The organism is Kaistia hirudinis (assembly GCF_014196455.1).
GTDB classification, from domain to species: Bacteria; Pseudomonadota; Alphaproteobacteria; order Rhizobiales; family Kaistiaceae; genus Kaistia; species Kaistia hirudinis.
On sequence record NZ_JACIDS010000003.1, the window covers coordinates 947,258 to 964,731 of the forward strand.

General features: G+C 65.9%; 16 protein-coding genes and 1 tRNA gene. 11 read left to right on the top strand and 6 right to left on the bottom strand.

What is annotated here, in order from left to right; translation table 11 throughout:
- Window positions 1-2: 2 nt before the first annotated feature.
- The 3 genes from GGR25_RS14395 (at window position 3) to GGR25_RS14405 (ending at window position 2,377) form a co-directional block, all read left to right on the top strand.
- Window positions 3-1,076, top strand: coding sequence for a branched-chain amino acid ABC transporter permease (locus GGR25_RS14395; protein ID WP_183399466.1), 1,074 nt, complete (start codon window positions 3-5; stop codon window positions 1,074-1,076).
- Between the two features lie 39 nt (window positions 1,077-1,115).
- Entirely contained in the window at window positions 1,116-1,958 is an 843-nt protein-coding gene (locus GGR25_RS14400) for a dioxygenase family protein (protein ID WP_183399467.1), read from the top strand.
- Window positions 1,959-2,044: 86 nt separating this feature from the next.
- On the top strand, window positions 2,045-2,377 hold the full coding sequence (locus GGR25_RS14405) for a hypothetical protein (RefSeq protein ID WP_183399468.1): 333 nt from the start codon (window positions 2,045-2,047) through the stop codon (window positions 2,375-2,377).
- A gap of 257 nt (window positions 2,378-2,634) precedes the next feature.
- Here the strand turns inward: GGR25_RS14405 and GGR25_RS14410 are convergent.
- A tRNA-Leu gene (locus GGR25_RS14410) sits at window positions 2,635-2,719 on the bottom strand.
- A gap of 249 nt (window positions 2,720-2,968) precedes the next feature.
- On the opposite strand from GGR25_RS14410, the gene GGR25_RS14415 reads away from it, so the two are divergent.
- Window positions 2,969-3,913 (top strand): AEC family transporter, encoded by a 945-nt coding sequence (locus tag GGR25_RS14415; RefSeq protein WP_183399469.1) that lies wholly within the window; start codon window positions 2,969-2,971, stop codon window positions 3,911-3,913.
- Here the strand turns inward: GGR25_RS14415 and gluQRS are convergent.
- On the bottom strand, window positions 3,892-4,779 hold the full coding sequence (gene gluQRS / locus GGR25_RS14420; RefSeq protein WP_183399470.1) for a tRNA glutamyl-Q(34) synthetase GluQRS: 888 nt from the start codon (window positions 4,777-4,779) through the stop codon (window positions 3,892-3,894). The two genes, GGR25_RS14415 and gluQRS, sit on opposite strands and share 22 nt — an antisense overlap.
- 181 nt (window positions 4,780-4,960) lie before the next feature.
- Here gluQRS and GGR25_RS14425 point away from each other — a divergent pair, with 181 nt between their 5' ends.
- The 3 genes from GGR25_RS14425 (at window position 4,961) to GGR25_RS14435 (ending at window position 7,079) form a co-directional block, all read left to right on the top strand.
- Window positions 4,961-5,617: an alpha/beta hydrolase gene (locus tag GGR25_RS14425; protein ID WP_183399471.1), complete on the top strand. Its 657-nt coding sequence runs from the start codon at window positions 4,961-4,963 to the stop codon at window positions 5,615-5,617.
- Window positions 5,618-5,717: 100 nt separating this feature from the next.
- A complete protein-coding gene (locus tag GGR25_RS14430) occupies window positions 5,718-6,275 on the top strand; it encodes an HNH endonuclease (protein WP_183399472.1) in 558 nt (185 codons plus the stop codon).
- On the top strand, window positions 6,276-7,079 hold the full coding sequence (locus GGR25_RS14435) for a TrmH family RNA methyltransferase (RefSeq protein ID WP_183399473.1): 804 nt from the start codon (window positions 6,276-6,278) through the stop codon (window positions 7,077-7,079).
- A gap of 4 nt (window positions 7,080-7,083) precedes the next feature.
- Here GGR25_RS14435 and GGR25_RS14440 read toward each other — a convergent pair whose 3' ends face one another.
- Both GGR25_RS14440 and GGR25_RS14445 read right to left on the bottom strand, forming a co-directional pair.
- Window positions 7,084-7,575 carry a disulfide bond formation protein B gene (locus GGR25_RS14440; protein WP_343068064.1) on the bottom strand — a complete coding sequence of 164 codons (492 nt, stop codon included), beginning with the start codon at window positions 7,573-7,575 and terminating at the stop codon, window positions 7,084-7,086.
- A 90-nt stretch (window positions 7,576-7,665) separates the two neighbouring features.
- The gene (locus GGR25_RS14445) at window positions 7,666-8,247 is read right to left on the bottom strand and encodes an AAA family ATPase (protein ID WP_210299932.1); all 582 of its coding nucleotides are present in this window, start codon (window positions 8,245-8,247) and stop codon (window positions 7,666-7,668) included.
- A gap of 235 nt (window positions 8,248-8,482) precedes the next feature.
- Here GGR25_RS14445 and dps point away from each other — a divergent pair, with 235 nt between their 5' ends.
- The 4 genes from dps (at window position 8,483) to GGR25_RS14465 (ending at window position 13,639) form a co-directional block, all read left to right on the top strand.
- Complete coding sequence (gene dps, locus GGR25_RS14450) at window positions 8,483-8,965, top strand: DNA starvation/stationary phase protection protein Dps (protein WP_380146850.1); 483 nt, start codon at window positions 8,483-8,485, stop codon at window positions 8,963-8,965.
- Window positions 8,958-9,434, top strand: coding sequence for a hypothetical protein (locus GGR25_RS14455; protein ID WP_210299933.1), 477 nt, complete (start codon window positions 8,958-8,960; stop codon window positions 9,432-9,434). Before dps ends, GGR25_RS14455 begins: the two co-directional genes overlap by 8 nt.
- Before the next feature lie 75 nt (window positions 9,435-9,509).
- Window positions 9,510-9,998, top strand: a complete 489-nt coding sequence (locus tag GGR25_RS14460) for a DUF992 domain-containing protein (RefSeq protein WP_183399476.1) — start codon at window positions 9,510-9,512, stop codon at window positions 9,996-9,998.
- Window positions 9,999-10,345: 347 nt separating this feature from the next.
- Complete coding sequence (locus tag GGR25_RS14465; RefSeq protein ID WP_183399477.1) at window positions 10,346-13,639, top strand: glycoside hydrolase family 99-like domain-containing protein; 3,294 nt, start codon at window positions 10,346-10,348, stop codon at window positions 13,637-13,639.
- A gap of 144 nt (window positions 13,640-13,783) precedes the next feature.
- Here the strand turns inward: GGR25_RS14465 and GGR25_RS14470 are convergent, their stop codons facing one another.
- Window positions 13,784-14,227, bottom strand: coding sequence for a hypothetical protein (locus GGR25_RS14470; protein WP_183399478.1), 444 nt, complete (start codon window positions 14,225-14,227; stop codon window positions 13,784-13,786).
- A 212-nt stretch (window positions 14,228-14,439) separates the two neighbouring features.
- Entirely contained in the window at window positions 14,440-17,391 is a 2,952-nt protein-coding gene (polA, locus tag GGR25_RS14475; RefSeq protein WP_183399479.1) for a DNA polymerase I, read from the bottom strand.
- Window positions 17,392-17,474: the final 83 nt, after the last annotated feature.

The following is a 17,474-nucleotide window of genomic DNA, read 5'->3' on the forward strand; positions in this document are numbered from 1 at the left end:
CCATGACGACCAGAACTTCTTCCGCATTCGGCCGGCCCGCTTCCATCGCCGGCGCCGTGGCCCTGGCGGCGCTGATGTTCGCCATGCCGCTCATCGCGCCGCGCGCGGTGGTGCAGGACCTCTTCTCGATCCTGACGCTGCTCGTCCTGGCGATGAACTGGAACCTGCTCGCCGGCTTCGCCGGTCTGGTTTCGGTCGGCCAGCAGGCGTTTGTCGGCATCGGTGCCTATGCCATGTTCGCGGCCATCATCCTCTGGGGCCTCGATCCTCTGGTCGGTGCGCTCATCGGCGGTCTCGTCGCGGTGCTGTTCGCCATTCCGATGGCGTTTTTCGCCTTCCGCCTGCAAGGCGCCTATTTCGCCATCGGCACCTGGGTCGTGGCCGACATGGTGCGGCTGGCCGCCGGACAGTGGAAGGCGCTCGGCGGCGGAACGGGGACTTCACTGCCCAAGGGCACAACCCGCGACATGATCGGCGTGCCGCTGGTGAAGAGCGTGCTCGGCGTCAGCAGCGCGGCGGCGGCCGATACGGTGGTCTACTGGCTGGCGCTCGGCCTGGCGATCCTGACGCTGGCGGCCAGCTTTTATTTCCTGCGCTCGCGCATGGGGCTCGGCCTGCAGGCGCTGCGCGACAATGCGAACGCCGCCCGCTCGGTCGGGGTCGATCCGCGGCGGATCAAGGCGATCGTATTCCTGCTCACCGCCTTCGGAACCGGCCTCTGCGGCGCGCTGATCTTCATCCAGATCACGCGCGTGACGCCGGATGCCGCCTTCTCGGTCATCGACTGGACGGCGTTCGTGATCTTCATCGTCGTGATCGGCGGGATCGGCACGCTGCCCGGCCCGATCGTCGGCGTCGCCATCTTCTATCTGCTGCAACGGCTCCTTGCCGACTATGGCACCGTCTACCTGATCCTTCTGGGGCTGATCGGCATCGGCATCATGCTGTTCGCCCGGGGCGGAATCTGGGGCGCCATTTCGGATCGGACCGGAATCGAACTTCTGCCCCTGCGCCATCGTCCCCCCAGCCACCAGCCGGTCGTCGTCGAGCAAGAGGCGGCAAGGCCCGCCGGATGATGCGCGACCAAGGAATGCAGCCAACCAAGAGGATTGCACATGTCCCGATATTTCACTGAAGAAGGCTCCGTCGAAGCCGTCAATTCCCGCATGGGCAAGGACGTGACCCCGCGCCTCGCCGCGGTCATGGCCAGCCTGGTCAGCCATCTCCACGCCTTCGCCAAGGCAGTGCATCTGACCCAGGAAGAGTGGGAATACGGCATCGAATTCCTGACCAGGGCCGGGCAGAAATGCAGCGACGAGCGGCAGGAGTTCATCCTGCTCAGCGACACGCTCGGCCTTTCCATGCTGGTCGATGCGATCAACAATCGCCGTCCGATGGGCGCGACCGAGAACACGGTGCTGGGCCCGTTCTATGTCCGCGGCGCGCCGGTTCGTCAGATGGGCGATACCATCTGTCTCGACGGCAAGGGCGAGAGCTGCCGCTTCGAAGGCACGGTGATCGATCTGCACGGCACGCCGATCGAGGGTGCGCGTCTGGATGTCTGGTCCGACAACGCCGAAGGGTTCTATGACGTCCAGCAGCCGGAGATCCAGCCCAAGTGGAACAATCGTGGCGTGTTCGTGACGGGGCCGGACGGCCGCTACGACTTCGTCGGTATCAAGCCCGTGTCCTATCCGATTCCCTATGATGGCCCCGTCGGCCAGATGCTGGGCCATCTCGGCCGCCACCCCTATCGGCCAGCCCATATGCACTATCTCGTGACAGCACCCGGGTTTCAGAAGCTCGTCACGCACACATTCGTCGGCGATGACCCCTATCTCGAATCCGACACGGTGTTCGGGGTCAAGAAGTCGCTCGTCGCGCCTTTCGAGAAGCTGCCGCAGGGCTCGACCCTGTGGCGGTCGCCATTCGATTTCCTGCTGACCCCGACTTCATGAGTTGTCGATGCATGCCGGCGAGGGGGCGCGATGCCCCGGCCATCGCCCGCCAGACCCCTTAGCTTCCCTCAGGAGAGGATGAACCCGTGCCCAATCTGAAGATCTATGTGGACGAAGCCGTCTGGGCAGAACGGTCCGAGCAACTCGGCGCGGCCCTGACACCGGTCCGAAACATGCTCTGCAAGGAGTTCAACGTCGACGTCTCGCTCTGTCATCTTGCGATCGTCCCGGTTCAAGGCTTGAGCGATCAGGCGTCGGTCTCCGCCGAAATCCAGATATTGCCGCGGCCGGAGCGGACCAACGATCTGATCCGCTCGGCCTGCGAAAAATTGCGCGACCTGCTGGACCAGGCTTCGGAGCGGCGGTCATCCGTTCGCGCCACCGCGCTCGACCCCGCCACCTATATCGCGCTTCGGTAAGCCCCTCCGGCTGGTTCCGGAGAGAAGCCACCGGCGGTGTCGGTGGTCGCTACGCTCTCCAAATGCCCCCATGGCCCGGGGGAAGCCATCGCCCGCGGCGATGCTTGCCGATCTCGCTGCACGCCATGAACCAACCGAGGACGGCGACCCGGAATCCAGGTGTCGTGGTGCGAATCAAAGTGTCGTGGTGCTTGGTCTCGGAGCCTCGGGAGAGGGCGGCCGCGTTCCCGGGCCGAAAGCCAACCTTCGGAAGAAGGTGGTGCGGGTGGTCGGAATCGAACCGACACTCCTCTCGGAACCGGATTTTGAGTCCGGCGCGTCTACCAGTTCCACCACACCCGCTTGCGACGGTACCGGTGGGGGTCCGTCGATCGGTCCTATACGACAGTTGGCGGAGCGATTCCAGCGCTAAGCCGGGGTGTTGCGGTGCCTGTCGGAAGGGCCAAGCCTTGAGGCCGCGATGCGCGCCCGATGCGGCCGGCGGCCCTGTTCAAGCGGTCCGATCGACCCTATTGTTCGCGCCTTCCCGCCAGCGTTCCCGACGACGCGTTCCGCCCGGCACGCTCTTCCTCACGAGATGGGCGTGCGTTCATGATCTATCGGCTGCAGGACATCGCCTTCATCGTCCTGCCGATCTTCGCCCTCATCGGCGTCGGCTATCTCGCCGGCTGGACCAAGCGCCTCGGCGACCGGGCTGCGGACGGGCTTTCCGAATATGTCTTCACGATCGCCGTCCCGGTGCTGATCTACAAGACGCTCTCCGCCGCCAAACTGCCCGAGGACGGCCAGCCCTGGGGCTATTGGATCGCCTATTTCACCGGCGCCTTCATCGTTCTCGGCCTCGGCTTCCTCGCAGCACGGCGCCTCTTCGGTCGCAGCCATCTGGAAGCGGCGATGCAGGGCTTTGCGAGCGGCCAGGCCAACACCGTCTTTGTCGGCGTGCCGATCATCCTGAAGGCGTTCGGGGAGCAGGGCGCCGTGCCGCTCTTCCTGCTGATCGCGATCCACCTGCCGATCATGACGACGGCGGCGACGATCCTCGCCGAAGGGCTCGAGCATGGCGTGTCGCGGGCGACCATGCTGCGCCTCGCCAAGGCGCTCGCCCGCAACCCGATCCTGATCGGCATCTATGCCGGCGGCATCGGCCAATTGCTCGGCATCCATCCAAGCGGCGTTTCCGGCCAGGTGATCGACATGGTCGCAACCTCGTCGGTGCCCTGCGCCCTCGTCTCGATGGGGCTGGCGCTGCGCCGCTACGGCTTCGCCGGCGATCTCGGGCCCTCGCTGGTGATCAGTGCGCTGAAGCTCGTCGTCCATCCGCTCATCGTGCTCGGCCTGACGCTGGTCCTGCCGATGCCGCCGGTCTGGGCCGGCGTCGCGGTCGTCTTCGCCGCCATGCCCTGCGGCGTGAACGCCTATCTGCTCGCCGGCCATTACAAGGCGGGCGTCGCCGCCGCCGCCAGCGCCGTGTCGCTGTCGACCATGCTGAGTCTCTTCACGATCACCGTCTGGCTCTATGTGCTCGGCGTCGGGTGAGGCAAAGGGTTCTCGAGACCGATCCGCCGCCGGATTTCTGCCGGCGTGACGCCGGCGGCGCGAAGCTCGCGAAGGCCGCTGTCGCCGTCCGATTTCGAGAGCTTGCGGCCCGCGGCATCGCGAATGAGGGGATGGTGCCGGTAGGTCGGCTCGGGCAGGCCGAGCAGGACCTGCAACAGGCGATGAACCGATGTCGCATGGAAGAGGTCCTGTCCGCGTACGACATCGGTGATGCCCTGCAGCGCGTCGTCGACCACGACCGAAAGGTGGTAGCTGGTCGGCACTTCCTTGCGCGCGATGATCACATCGCCCCAGCGCGCTGGATCGGCGCCGAGGCGTCCGGTCTCTCCCGCCGGACCAGAGCCTGTCTCGAGGAAGGCGAGGGGGCCGGCGATGCGGATCGCCGCGTCCATCCTGAGGCGCAGCGCATAGGGGGCGCCGGCGGCGATCCGGTCCGCGGCCTCGTTCGCGGGCAATTGCCGATCGTCGTCCGGATAAAGGGGCGCGCCGTCGGGATCGCGCGGCCAGGCCGGATCGGCCGTGCGGGCGCGGATCTCGGCCCGTGTCAGGAAGGCGGGATAGACGAGACCCATCGCTTCGAGGCGGCCGAGCGCCGCGCGATAATCGCCGAAATGCTCCGACTGGCGGCGGACGGGCTGCTCCCAGGAAAGCCCGAGCCAGGCGAGATCGTCATCAATGGCGGTCTCGAACTCCGGCCGGCAGCGGGCCGTGTCGATATCCTCCATCCGCAGCAGGAAACGACCGCCGGCCGCATCGGCAAGATCGGCATTCAGCAACGCCGAAAAGGCGTGGCCGAGATGCAGGAAGCCGTTCGGACTGGGGGCGAAGCGGAAGGTGCGGGTCATCCGGGCGGCAGGATGGCGGAGCGATGTTGGGCGAACTGGAGCGTTTTCGAGTGAAGCGGCTCCCGGTTCGCGTGAAGAAAACGCGACCAAACAAAGAGATAGAGCCGTTCAGCGATTCCATGAAGCGCGGAACGACTCTAGCATAGCCGCGAATCGAGGATTGATCCGGGAGATTTCGCTCATGCTCGACGGTCCGCGGCTGGCGCCGCTCTCGGGGCAGCCCGCACGGCAACTCGTGGTCCTGCTGCACGGCGTCGGCGCCGACGGCCATGATCTCATCGAACTCGGCCGCGCGCTGGCGCCGCTCTTCCCCGATGCCGCCTTCGTGGCACCGAACGCGCCCGATCCCTGCGACTGGGACCCGGCGCGCTATCAATGGTTCCGCCTCGCGGTGCGCGATCCGCATGAATATCGGCTTGGCGCCGAGGCGGCGGCGCCGCTGCTCGATGCCTTCCTCGACGCGGAGCTCGCTCGCCATGGTCTCACCGATGCCGATCTCGCGCTGATCGGCTTCAGCCAGGGCACGATGATGGCGCTGCAGGTCGGCCCGCGCCGCAAGCGGCCGATGGCCGCGCTGATCGGCTATTCCGGGCGAATCGCCGGGCCCGATCGCCTCGCCGCCGAGGTGGTGAGCCGCCCGCCGGTGCTCCTGGTCCATGGCGCGCTCGACGAGGTAATCCCCATCGCGGCCATGCACGAGACGGCCGCGACGCTGCGCGCCGCCGGCTTCGGCGTCGCGACGCTCGAGCGGCCGGCCCTCTCGCATGCGATCGATCCCGAAGGGCTCACCGCGGGTGCGCGTTTTCTGCAACGCGCCTTCGCAACCGGCGCGGCCTGACGCCGCGCCGCACGGCCCCCCGCTTCACAAGGATGACACACAGCCTATAGATTAATCGACGCATCGCGAGCTTCTGCGCCTCAAGGAGAGGAAGCCAGCCTTGACGATAGCCGTGCCGCCTGGCGCCCACCCGGCCCTTGTGCTCAATGCCGATTACCGGCCTCTGAGCTATTACCCCCTCTCGCTCTGGTCCTGGCAGGACACCATCAAGGCGGTCTTCCTGGATCGGGTGAACATCGTCTCCGAATATGAGGTCGCGATTCGCAGCCCATCCTTCCAGATGCGGCTGCCCTCGGTCGTCTCGCTGAAGAGCTATGTGAAGCCGACGCGCAACCCGGCTTTCACTCGGTTCAACGTTTTTCTGCGCGACCGTTTCGTCTGCCAATATTGCGGTTCGCGCGAGGAATTGACCTTCGATCACGTCATTCCGCGTTCGCGTGGCGGCCAGACGACCTGGGAGAATGTCGTCGCCGCGTGCTCGCCCTGCAATCTGAGGAAGGGCAGCGCCCATCCGCGCGACATCGGCATGTGGCCGCATCAGATGCCCTTCCAGCCCTCCGTCGCGGACCTGCACAATAATGGCCGCGCCTTCCCGCCCAATTACCTCCATGAAAGCTGGCTCGATTATCTCTACTGGGATACCGAGCTCGACCCCTGATTGCCCGATTTTATCGATATCGACGATCCGGCCGATCCGCGCATCGCCGTCTTCCGCGACATACGCGAGCGCGACCTGATCGGCCGCGAAGGCATCTTCATCGCCGAGGGCGAGGTCGTGCTCGGCACGCTGCTGCGCTCGGCCCGCCACCGCCCGCGCTCGATCCTGATCGACGCGCGGCGGCGCGCGTCGCTGGCGCCGCTGCTGGAGACGCTGGACGAGACGGTGCCGGTCTATCTCGCGCATCGCGCCGTGCTCGACGCCATCGCCGGCTTTCCGCTGCACCGGGGCATCCTGGCGGCAGGCGAATGCGGCCCGTCCATTACGCCGGAGGAACTGCTGGCGCCTGAAGGCCCGCGCATCATTCTCGCGCTGTCGGCGATCGCCAATCACGACAATATGGGCGGCATCTTCCGCAACGCTGCCGCCTTCGGCGCAGCCGGGATCCTGCTCGATTCCGATTGCTGCGATCCGTTCTATCGCAAGGCGATCCGGGTATCGGTCGGCACCACGATCACCATGCCCTTCGCGCGCCTTCCCGCCGGCGCGGACGCCGTCGCGCTGCTCGCCAGGCATGGCTACGAGGTGCTGTCGCTCAGCCCCGCCGGCGCCGAGCCGCTCGCGGGCATCCGCAACGTGCCGCGCGTCGCCGCCCTGCTCGGAGCGGAAGGCGCGGGCCTTCCCGCTTCGGTGCTGGAGCGGACGCGCACCGTCACCATCCCGATGGCGGCCGGCATCGATTCGCTCAATGTCGCGACGACAAGCGGCATCGTGCTCTTCGCGCTCTCCACGGCGAACGGCTGACGCCTCAGCGGCGGAACGCCGCCGTCAGGGAGAGTGCGGCGACGATCGCGGAAGCGACGACGTTCCAACCCGCGAAGGAGAGGCCGAGCAGCCGCCAGGATGCTTCCGTGCAGCTGACGACCTTGATGCTGGAGATCTGGCTCATGAGGTCGGCGGCGTTGCCGGTCGTGGCTGTGCCGCCGCCGCAGTCCGCCGGGCCGAGCCAGAAGCCCCATTCGACGCCGGCGTGATAGACGCCGAGCCCGGCCCCGACGATGAAGATGGCGCCGGCGAGGATCAGGACCACCCGGGACAGTGCCGCCTTGCGGCCCGAGGCGAGCAGGATGATCCCGAGCGCCAGGATCGGAAGCCCGGTGTAATAGGGCACGCGCTGCTCGAGGCAAAGCTTGCAGGGCACATAGCCGCCGATCAGCTGGAAGCCCCAGGCGCCGAGGATCGCGGCGAGGCCGATGACGAAGGCGGCGATGGCGGGAATGAGACGGCGCGATGAAACCACGGCAGGCGCTCCGGTGAAACCGGCTCCGCTTCTAGCGATGCGCCTTCTTCCTGTCGACGCGGCTGCCATCACGTCCTCGTGCGGGCGAAGTCAGGTGAGCCGGCCATCGGCCAGCGCTGCCAGGATCCAGGCGCGATATTTCGGATCGGCCTTGTCGCTCGCCGGCTCGACCTTCGACGCCTCGCTCATGAAGAAGGCATAGTCGCGGCCCATTTCCTGGCCCCGCCGCGTATGCATATCGAGCGCCACGTCGATGATCTCGGGCTTCAGCTCGCCGAGCTCCGTGCCCCGCTTCGCCCAGTTGACCATGTCGTCGCTCGTCCGCTCCTTCTCGCCGGTCGCGATCAGGCGGATGGCGTGCGCGGCGAAGAGGAAGCGGTCGCCCTCCGGCCGGGGATAGCGCTTGTGCATCTGATAGAGCGTCTCGACGATGACCGGGGCGTTGGGATTGCCGAAGCCGACATCCTCGACCGAGATCACGCAGAGGCGCGCCCAGAGCTTCTCCTCGAGTTCGGGGCTGGTGATGAACATCTCCCAGCCGAGCAGCAGCGCATTGTCGACCAGGCCGCGGCGCAGCGATTTCTGCAGCGCCGAGATCACCTCGTCGGCCGCGAAGCCGTTCTGCGTGACGGTGCGCTGCCAGGGATCGGGCGGAGTGGCGACTTGGATCAACGAACGGCTCCTTCGGGTCAGGGCTGATGCGGCGCGCCGGAATCTGCCCGAGGCAGGGCGATCCGTCCACCGCCTTGATCCAGTGAATTGTCCCGAGCGTCCATTTGTCTGCGGAACGTCGAGCGCCCTTGGCCGTTATTTTCGCCGGCAGCCTTGAGTGGTAAGGATGGCGCTCGCTCTTGCCGTCTCCCGCCACGAGAGGCTGCGGAGTGTCACGCATCAGGAGACCAAGAGATTGGCCAAGTCCTCTTCTTCCAGCATCGAGCTGGCGTCCAACGTCAAGTCGGCGATGATCGAGCTCATCAATGCGCGCCTCGCCGACGGCATCGATCTCGCGCTCATCACCAAGCAGGCCCACTGGAATCTCAAGGGCATCCAGTTCATCGCCGTGCACGAGATGCTGGACGGCTTCCGTGATGACCTCGACGAGCATGTCGATACGATCGCCGAGCGTGCGGCCCAGCTGGGTGGTGTTGCCCTTGGGACGACGCAGGACGTGGCGTCCAAGACGACGCTGAAGCCCTATCCGACTGATATCCATGCGATCGAAGATCATCTCAAGGCCTTGCGCGATCGCTACGCCGCCACTGCCAAGTCGGCGCGTGCCGCGATCGATGCGGCCGACGAGGCGGGCGACGCGGATACCGCCGACATCTTCACGGCCTATTCGCGCACGCTCGACAAGGCGCTCTGGTTCCTCGATTCCCATCTTGCTTGAGAGTTCGATCCAGGCCCTGGAGACCGGCTGGGAAAACAGCTGGCTCTGGGGCGTGCCTCTCGTCGTAACGACTGTGGTCTTCCACGTCCTGTGCCTCGGTCTCATCGACCGGGGCGTGACTTCCGTCCTCGAGCGGACCGGCATCGGGCGCCCGTCGCTGATGCGTTTCGTGCTCGTCATGGGTTCGGTGGCGTTCCTCGCGACCCTCCTGCATGGCATCGAGGCGTCGATATGGGGGCTCGCCTTCGTCGTCCTGGGTGCCGTCCCCTCCGTGGCGCCGGCGATGCTCTATTCGCTCAACGCGCTGACGAGCTATGGCCACGACACGATCGTCCTGCTCGGACACTGGCAGCTGCTGGGCGCCATCGAGGCGCTGAACGGCATCATGTTGTTCGGGCTGACCACGGCTTTCCTGTTCGCGACACTTCAGCGCGTCTGGTTCCTCGGGCGTCATAGGCATGAACAGTAATCGAAGGCAGGCCGTGCCCTGTGGTAAGCAGGTGCAAGCGCAGCCGCGCGATTCGGAACCAAACGGGAGCATCACATGAAGAATTGGCGCATCGGTCTTCTCGCCCTCGCGGCGGCCCTGCCGCTGGCCTCGCCGGCCTTTGCCGAGAAGGCAGCCGTCGGAAAGCTCGAGTGCGACGTTTCGTCAGGCGTCGGCATGTTCGTCGTCGAAAAGCAGAAGATGAACTGCAAGTTCACCTCGATCGACAGTGCGACGGTTGATTATTACACCGGCCAGATCGCCGAATACGGCGTGGCGATCGGCGAGATCCAGAAGGGCGTGCTCCTCTGGGGCGTGATTTCGGCCACCGATACGGTTCCCGGCCCGGCTGCTCTCGCCGGCGAATATGGCGGTGCGGGCGCGGATGTCGCCTTTGTCGGCGGTCTCGGAGCCAATGTCCTCGTCGGCGGTTCGGAGAAGTCGTTCGCCCTGCAGCCGCTCTCGGTCGAAGGCGAGGCGGGCTTCAACATCGCCGCCGGCGTCACCACCGTGAAGCTCGAGGCGGCACCTGCCCCCAAGAACTGATCAGATCGTTGAACTGATCGGACCGTCGGCTCCCCGCGACGCGGGGAGCCGCATATCTCGACGGACCTGGGCGACCATCCGCTGCCATCAGCGTTTCCGCCGGCCCGCCAATGATGTATAGGCTCGGCGCCTTGCGCTGCCATGGCGGTGAGCGGGCCATGGTGCAGCTATCGGGATCGACAGATCTCTTGCGAGATTTGCGGACTTCCCTTTCGGTATCCTCGCCAATTGGCGCCTGGCGAGCGTAGAGCGTGGCCGGGGAACATCGGCCGGTTATGGACGCGACGCATGCGTCCAGTGTGGGGGTAGGTGTGCGGCAGTTCCTGAGCTTCGAGCGATGGCCGTCCTTGGCCCTTCTCGAATTGAAGTTCGATATCGAGGTCCTTCGAGGCGCGGCGCGGCAGACTTGGGTCACCCGCCGCATGAACGCGCGCTTCCGACGCTCCCTCGCCTGGCGGAAGGATCTGGTCCAGCTCCTCCAGAATGCGCCGCTCGTTCAGGAACTCGACGAAGTCTATCTTGCTGATGCGCCCTGGTGGGGCGACGAGACATCAGGCGGCGATGCCGTCGCCAAGGATCGCGGTATAGCCGATTCCGTTCGACGCTATGTCGCGCCGTCCGCCGATTTCGAAGAGGTCGCACCCGCGATCGTTGGCGATCACGCCAAGCTCGCCAGGGTGATCGCGTTTTATCTGCCGCAGTTCCACGCTTTTCCTGAGAATGACAGCTGGTGGGGCAAAGGCTTCACCGAATGGACCAACGTGGCCCGGGCGATCCCGCGCTTCGAGGGCCACTATCAGCCCCGTATCCCGCGCGATCTCGGCTTCTACGATCTCACCGACGACCACACCATGCGGCGCCAGATCGACATGGCCAAGGCGGGCGGCCTCGAGGGGTTCTGCTTCTACTACTATAATTTCGACGGCAAGCGCCTGCTCGAGCGGCCGCTTGAACGCTTCCTCGCCGACCCCAGCCTCGACATGCCCTTCTGCATCATGTGGGCGAACGAGAACTGGACGCGTCGCTGGGATGGCGCCGAGTCGGAAGTGCTCATGGAGCAATCCTATGCGCACGACGCCGCCGAACTGCTGGTGGACGACCTCGCGCGCCATATGCGGGACCCACGCTACATCTCTGTCGACGGCCGCCCGGTCGTCATCGTCTACCGTCCGAATGTCATCCCGAATGCGGCCGAGGTGGTTCGCCATTGGCGCGTGCTCTTCGAGGAGAAACACGGCCTCTCCCCGATCCTGCTGATGGTGCAGGCTTTCGGCAGTGAGGATCCAGCCGAATTCGGCTTCGACGGAGCGCTCGAATTCCCGCCGCACAAGCTGCATCAGCGCGTGTTGCCGGTGAACGACGAGACGCGCATCTACGATCGTTCGATGACGGGGCAGATCTTCCGCTATCGCGATTTCATCTCCTCCTCGCTGAGCTTCAAGCCGCCGCCCTATCCGCTCATCAAGACGATCTTCCCGTCCTGGGACAACGAGGCGCGTCGCCAGGGCAGGGGCATGAGCACGACCGGCTCGACGCCTGCGCTTTATGGCTATTGGCTCGAGAAGACGATCCAGTACGCACAGCGCAATCCGGCGTTCGGCCAGCCTTTTGTCTTCATCAATGCCTGGAATGAGTGGGCCGAAGGAACCTATCTCGAGCCGGACATCCACTACGGCGGCGCCTATCTGAACGAGACCGCGCGTCGCATCGCCGGGGTGAAGTCGGCGGCTGCCAAGCGCCGCATCCTGCTCGTCGGGCATGATGCGCATCCCCATGGGGCGCAGGAACTGCTGCTCAATATCGGCAAGATGCTCAAGCGCGAGTTCGGCTGCGAGATCGAGTTCCTGCTGTGCGGCGACGGGCCGCTGATCGAGCGCTATCGCGACATCGCGCCGACCACGGCCGCGCGTGCGGATACGGTGGCGGATCTCGTCAACGATTTCTCGCGCCGCGGCTTCTCATCCGCGATCGTCAACAGCGTCGCTTCGGGCATGGCCATCAAGCCGCTGCGGGATCGGTCCTTCCGGATCGTCACGTTGGTGCACGAGTTGCCGCAGCTCATCGCGCGCTACGGGCTCATTTCGCAGGCGGTGGACATCGCCGTGGCGTCGGACGAACTGATCTTTCCCTCGTCCATCGTCCGCGATGCCTTCGCTTCCCTCGTGGGCGTCTCCTTCAGCGCCTTGGTTCGCCCGCAGGGCCTCTACAAGAAACTCAAGACCTCGCCATCCGATCGAGCGGACCTGCGCCGCGAGCTCGGCATCGGCGAGCACGTGAAGATCGTCTTCAATGCCGGCTTCGCCGACATGCGCAAGGGTGTCGACATCTTCGCCGATGTCGCCCGCCGCTTCGTCGGAGATCCCGACGTCCACTTCGTCTGGGCCGGGCTCGTCGAGGGTCCAACCAAGCAGGAACTCGGCGCGCGTCTCGATCTGCCCAACCTCCATTTCATCGGCCAGCGCGACGATATGGGTCGCCTGCTCGGCGCTTCGGACGTCTTTGCACTGACCTCGCGCGAAGATCCGTTTCCTTCTGTCGTGCTGGAGGCACTGGCCGTCGGACTTCCGGTCGTCGCCTTCGACGGGGCGGGCGGGTTCGTCGACCTGTTCGATTCGGAAGAATCCGGCACCCTGGTGCCGCTTGGCGACGACGCGGCGATGGCGGACGCGATCTGCGACGAGTTCGCTCGTCCTGACGAGGAGCGAATCGCGCGGGCCGCGCAGAGGGCGGAGAGCATCGCGCGGACCTTCTCGTTTCGGGATTACACGTTCTGGTTGCTGCAACGGCTCGATCCGGATCTGCTCAAGGTCTCGGTCGTCGTGCCGAACTACAATTATGAGCGCTATCTCGCCGACCGGCTGCGGTCGGTATTCGACCAAAGCTACCCGATCTTCGAGACCATCGTCCTCGACGACGCCTCGAACGATCACAGCGTGGCAGTGGCCCGGAGCACGGCCGACGAGTCGCAGCGGCATATCCGGCTCGTCACGAACGACTCCAACTCCGGCAATGTGTTTCGCCAATGGCGGCGCGGAGTCGAAATGGCGAGCGGCGACCTCGTCTGGATCGCCGAGGCCGACGATCTCGCTCAGCCCGATCTCGTCGCGACGCTCGCCGAAAGGTTCGTCGAGACCGACGTGCAGTTCGCCTTCAGCGATTCCAGCGCCATCGACGAAGACGGTCGGCGGCTGAGCGCGAGCTACAAGTTCTATTACGCGACCGTGGACGATACGGCCTTCACGACGTCGATGGTGCTCGACGGTGCAGAGTTTGCGTCCCGCTTCCTGTCCGAGCGCAATATCATTCTCAACGTGTCGAGTGTGATCTGGCGGCGGGATTGTCTCGAAGCGGTCCTCGATGACCACGATCCCGATGTCTCCGAGTTCGCGATCGCCGGAGACTGGCTGCTCTATCTTCGTGCCTGCCGCCGGCATGGCAGGATCGCCTACCATAGCCGGGCGCTGAACGTTCACCGGCGCGGCCAAGGTGTGACGGCGCGAACGCGCGGCGAGACGCAGCTGCACGAGATCCAGCGGATCCATGGCATTTACGATCTCATGTTCCCGGAATTCGCGCCGCCGACTGACCGGCGGATGACCTATTTGCACGAACTCCGGCAGCAATTCGGCCTCAGCGCCTGAAGAGCCGCCTTCAACGACCAGGGCATCCCGGCGCCTGTTCGTGCCAAAGCGATGGTCCGCTGCGGGCACAGCGGGATTCCTCGCTGTGCCGAAATCATGGAAATGATTGCAGAATTCGGCCGCGGCTTGCCCGCACCCGACCGCTCAATCCTCGGGCGCGGTCGATCCGTCCATGCGGGGAATGTCGTCCCGCATGCGTGCGACGCGCTGGCCTTCTTCGTAGACCGCGCGCGAGGCATCGCGCCAGGACAGGAGCAGCAGCCGGTTCTCCGGCGTATCGGCGACGAGCCGATGCAGGCTGACCTTCTCGCGCTTGACCTGTTTGGGGTCTTCTACGCGATTGATCACCCAGGCGCTCTTGCCGTCGCGATCGGCCATGACGACCGTGACCGGAACGATGGAGAAACCCGAGTGATCGAGGAGGAACGCCGGAGTTTCCATCTGGCGTGATTCGATCTCGAGTTCGTCGATCATCCTTCGGAGGGAGGAGAGGACGCTTGCTTCCAGGGAAAGCTGGTCCGCACGCCAGACATCCCGTGCCTCGTCATAGACGATCTCGTAGCCGCCGTGGTCCGTAGAAATACTCATACTTCCGGATTCGATCGTCCCTAGACCCTGTGAGCGGTTATCCCACAGCCTCGGAACTGTTCCAAGAGCTTTCGGCGGCTCGCGCGTAAATTGTATGCGGGCGCGCATCGTCGATGGGCAAGGCTACGACGCCTCGCGCCGATGATGGTTCGCCCGCGAAGGACTGCCAGCCCTCCGGCTCCGAGCATTAGGCAGCTGCCGAAGTGAGCTGTTCAGTGCGCCTCGTCCCAATTGTCGGCGGCGCGCGCGTCGACCTTGAGCGGAACGTTCAGCCGGGCGGCCGGCTCCGGCGCGCGCTCCATGATTCCCGCGACCAGCGGCAGCGTCGCGGCGACCTCGTCCTCGGGCACCTCGAAGATCAGCTCGTCATGGACCTGAAGCAGCATGCGGCCGCTGAGGCCGGAGGCCTGCAGCGCCGGCGCGACGCGGACCATGGCGCGCCGGATGATGTCGGCGGCGCTGCCCTGCAGCCGCGCATTGATCGCCGCACGCTCGTTGAAGGCGCGGATCGACGGGTTCTTCGCCGCGATGTCGGGATAGTGGCAGCGGCGGCCGAACAGCGTCGTCACATAGCCGTGCTCGCGGCAGATCCGCTTGGTCTCTTCCATATAGTCGCGGATGCCCGGGAAGCGCTCGAAATAGCGCTTGATATAGGCGCCGGCCTCCTCGCGCCCGATGCTGAGCTGGTTGGCGAGGCCGAAGGCCGAGATGCCGTAGATGATGCCGAAATTGATCGCCTTGGCGCGGCGGCGGATTTCCGAGGGCATGCCCTCGACTGGCACGCCGAACATTTCGGACGCCGTCAGCGCATGAATGTCGAGGCCGTCGCGGAATGCCTTCCGCAGCGCCGGAATGTCGGCGATCTCCGCGAGGAGGCGCAGCTCGATTTGCGAATAGTCGGCCGAGACGAGCTTCTTGCCGGCTTCGGCGACGAAGGCGCGGCGGATCTGCCGCCCGGCCTCGGTGCGCACCGGAATGTTCTGGAGATTGGGTTCGGACGAGGAGAGCCGCCCCGTCGTCGTCGCGGCGAGCGCGTAGGAGGTGTGGACGCGTTTCGTCTCCGGATTGAGATAGGAGGGCAGCGCGTCGGTATAGGTGGAGCGGAGCTTGGTGAGCTGGCGCCAGTCCAGGATCTTCTGCGGCAGTTCGTAACCCTGCTCGGCGAGGTCCTCGAGAATGCTGGCCCCGGTGGCCCAGGCGCCCGTCGCGGTCTTGGTGCCGCCCGGAAGCCCCATCACGCCGAAGAGGATATCGCCGAGCTGCTTGGGTGACCCGACATTGAAGGGCTGTCCCGCGAGTTCCTGGATCTCGGCCTCGAGCGCCGCGGCCGATTGCGCGAAGTCGCCCGACAGGCGCGAGAGAATCGAGCGGTCGATCGAGATGCCCGCGCGTTCCATCTGCGCGAGCACGGGAACCATCGGCCGTTCGAGCGTTTCGTAAGCCGTCGCCATGCCCTCGGCGACGAGGCGCGGCTTCAGCGCGTGCCAGAGGCGGAGCGTCACGTCGGCGTCCTCGGCCGCATAGGCCGTCGCCCGGTCGAGCGGCACGCGGTCGAAGGTGATGCGCGCCTTCCCCTTGCCGGTCACCTCGTCGAAGGTGATCGGCGTATGGCCGAGCCATTTCTCCGACAGCGGATCCATGCCATGGGCGCCGCGGCCGGCGTCGAGCACATAGGAGATCAGCATCGTGTCGTCATAGGGCGCGATCTCGATGCCGTACCGCGCCAGCACGAGCCAGTCATATTTGAGGTTCTGCGCGATCTTGAGGACGCCGCGGTCCTCCAGCATCGGCTTGAGCACGGCGAGCGCGTCGCGGATCGGTATCTGGCCGGCCAGCAGGCCTTCCGTGAACAGCCCGTCGCCCTCGCCGCGATGGGCGAGCGGGATGTAGCAGGCCTCGCCGGGGGCCAGCGCCAGCGAGACGCCGACGAGATCGGCCTGCATCGGATCGAGCGACGTCGTTTCGGTGTCGACCGCGACGATCCCGGCGGCGGTCGCGCGAGCGGCCCAGTCGCGGAGCCGGTCGATCGAGAGAACGGTCTCATAGGTCGAGCGGTCGACTGGCGCGCGGGCGGCGCCGAGCCGGGCCGCGGCGAGCGCGGACGGGTGCAACTCGGGCAGCGCGGCAACGGCGCCCGTTGCGGGAGCGGCGGTGTCGGCCATCGCGGCCGGCGCGGGTGCCGTCTCGCCGAGCGCGCGTGCCGAGGCGATGCTGGGATCGGGCTCGACCGATGCGGATTCGACGCCCGTCGCGCTCGCGACGCGGCCGGTCAGCGTGGTGAATTCCATCGCCTTCAGGAAGCGGATCAGCCGCTCGCCTTCCGTCGGGCGCACGCAGAGCGCATCGATCGCCGTATCCAGCGGCACATTCTGGTCGAGCGTGACGAGGCGATAGGAGATGCGGGCCTGGTCGGCAAAGGTCTGCAGCGCCTCGCGACGCTTGGGCTGCTTGATCTCGCCGGCGCGGGCCAGCAGTGTTTCGAGGTCGCCATATTCCTCGATCAACTGCGCCGCCGTCTTGACGCCGATGCCCGGGACGCCGGGCACGTTATCGACGGAATCGCCGGCCAGCGACTGCACGTCGACGACCTTCTCGGGCGGCACGCCGAATTTCTCGATCACCTCGTCGCGGCCGATGATCTTGCCCTTCATCGTGTCGAGCATGATGACGCCCGGCCGGATCAGCTGCATCAGGTCCTTGTCCGAGGCGACGATGGTCACGTCGGCGCCGGCCTCGACCGCCTGGCGCGAATAGGTCGCGATGAGATCGTCCGCCTCGAAGCCTTCCTGCTCGATGCAGGCGACGTTGAAGGCATGGACGGCATCGCGGATCAGCTTGAACTGCGGCCGCAGGTCCTCCGGCGGCTCGGGCCTCTGCGCCTTGTAGAGGTCGTAGATCGTGTTGCGGAACGTCGTCGCCGAGTGGTCGAGCACCACGGCGAGATGGGTCGGCTTGACGCCGACCTCGTTCGCCTCGCGCAGCAGCTTCCAGAGCATGTTGCAGAAGCCGGCGACCGCGCCGACTGGCAGCCCGTCGGACTTGCGCGACAGGGGCGGCAGGGCGTGATAGGCGCGGAATATGTAGGACGACCCGTCGATCAGGAAGACGTGGTCGCCCTTCCGGACGGGGCGAGAAGGCGCGGCGTTGAGCGTGGCGTCGGACATGGGCGCGACTATGCCTCCGCCGTCCCGATTTGGCTACAGCGGCACCCGGCCCGCTTGGCATGGATTGTGGCCGGGCCCTCGAA

Excerpts from the sequence above, each read along its gene's own strand:
- GGR25_RS14415 (WP_183399469.1), top strand. The coding sequence starts at position 2,969 with ATGATCTATCGGCTGCAGGACATCGCCTTCATCGTCCTGCCGATCTTC.
- GGR25_RS14470 (WP_183399478.1), bottom strand. The coding sequence starts at position 14,227 with ATGAGTATTTCTACGGACCACGGCGGCTACGAGATCGTCTATGACGAG.
- GGR25_RS14460 (WP_183399476.1), top strand. The coding sequence starts at position 9,510 with ATGAAGAATTGGCGCATCGGTCTTCTCGCCCTCGCGGCGGCCCTGCCG.
- GGR25_RS14400 (WP_183399467.1), top strand. The coding sequence starts at position 1,116 with ATGTCCCGATATTTCACTGAAGAAGGCTCCGTCGAAGCCGTCAATTCC.
- polA (WP_183399479.1), bottom strand. The coding sequence starts at position 17,391 with ATGTCCGACGCCACGCTCAACGCCGCGCCTTCTCGCCCCGTCCGGAAG.
- GGR25_RS14395 (WP_183399466.1), top strand. The coding sequence starts at position 3 with ATGACGACCAGAACTTCTTCCGCATTCGGCCGGCCCGCTTCCATCGCC.
- gluQRS (WP_183399470.1), bottom strand. The coding sequence starts at position 4,779 with ATGACCCGCACCTTCCGCTTCGCCCCCAGTCCGAACGGCTTCCTGCAT.
- GGR25_RS14425 (WP_183399471.1), top strand. The coding sequence starts at position 4,961 with ATGCTCGACGGTCCGCGGCTGGCGCCGCTCTCGGGGCAGCCCGCACGG.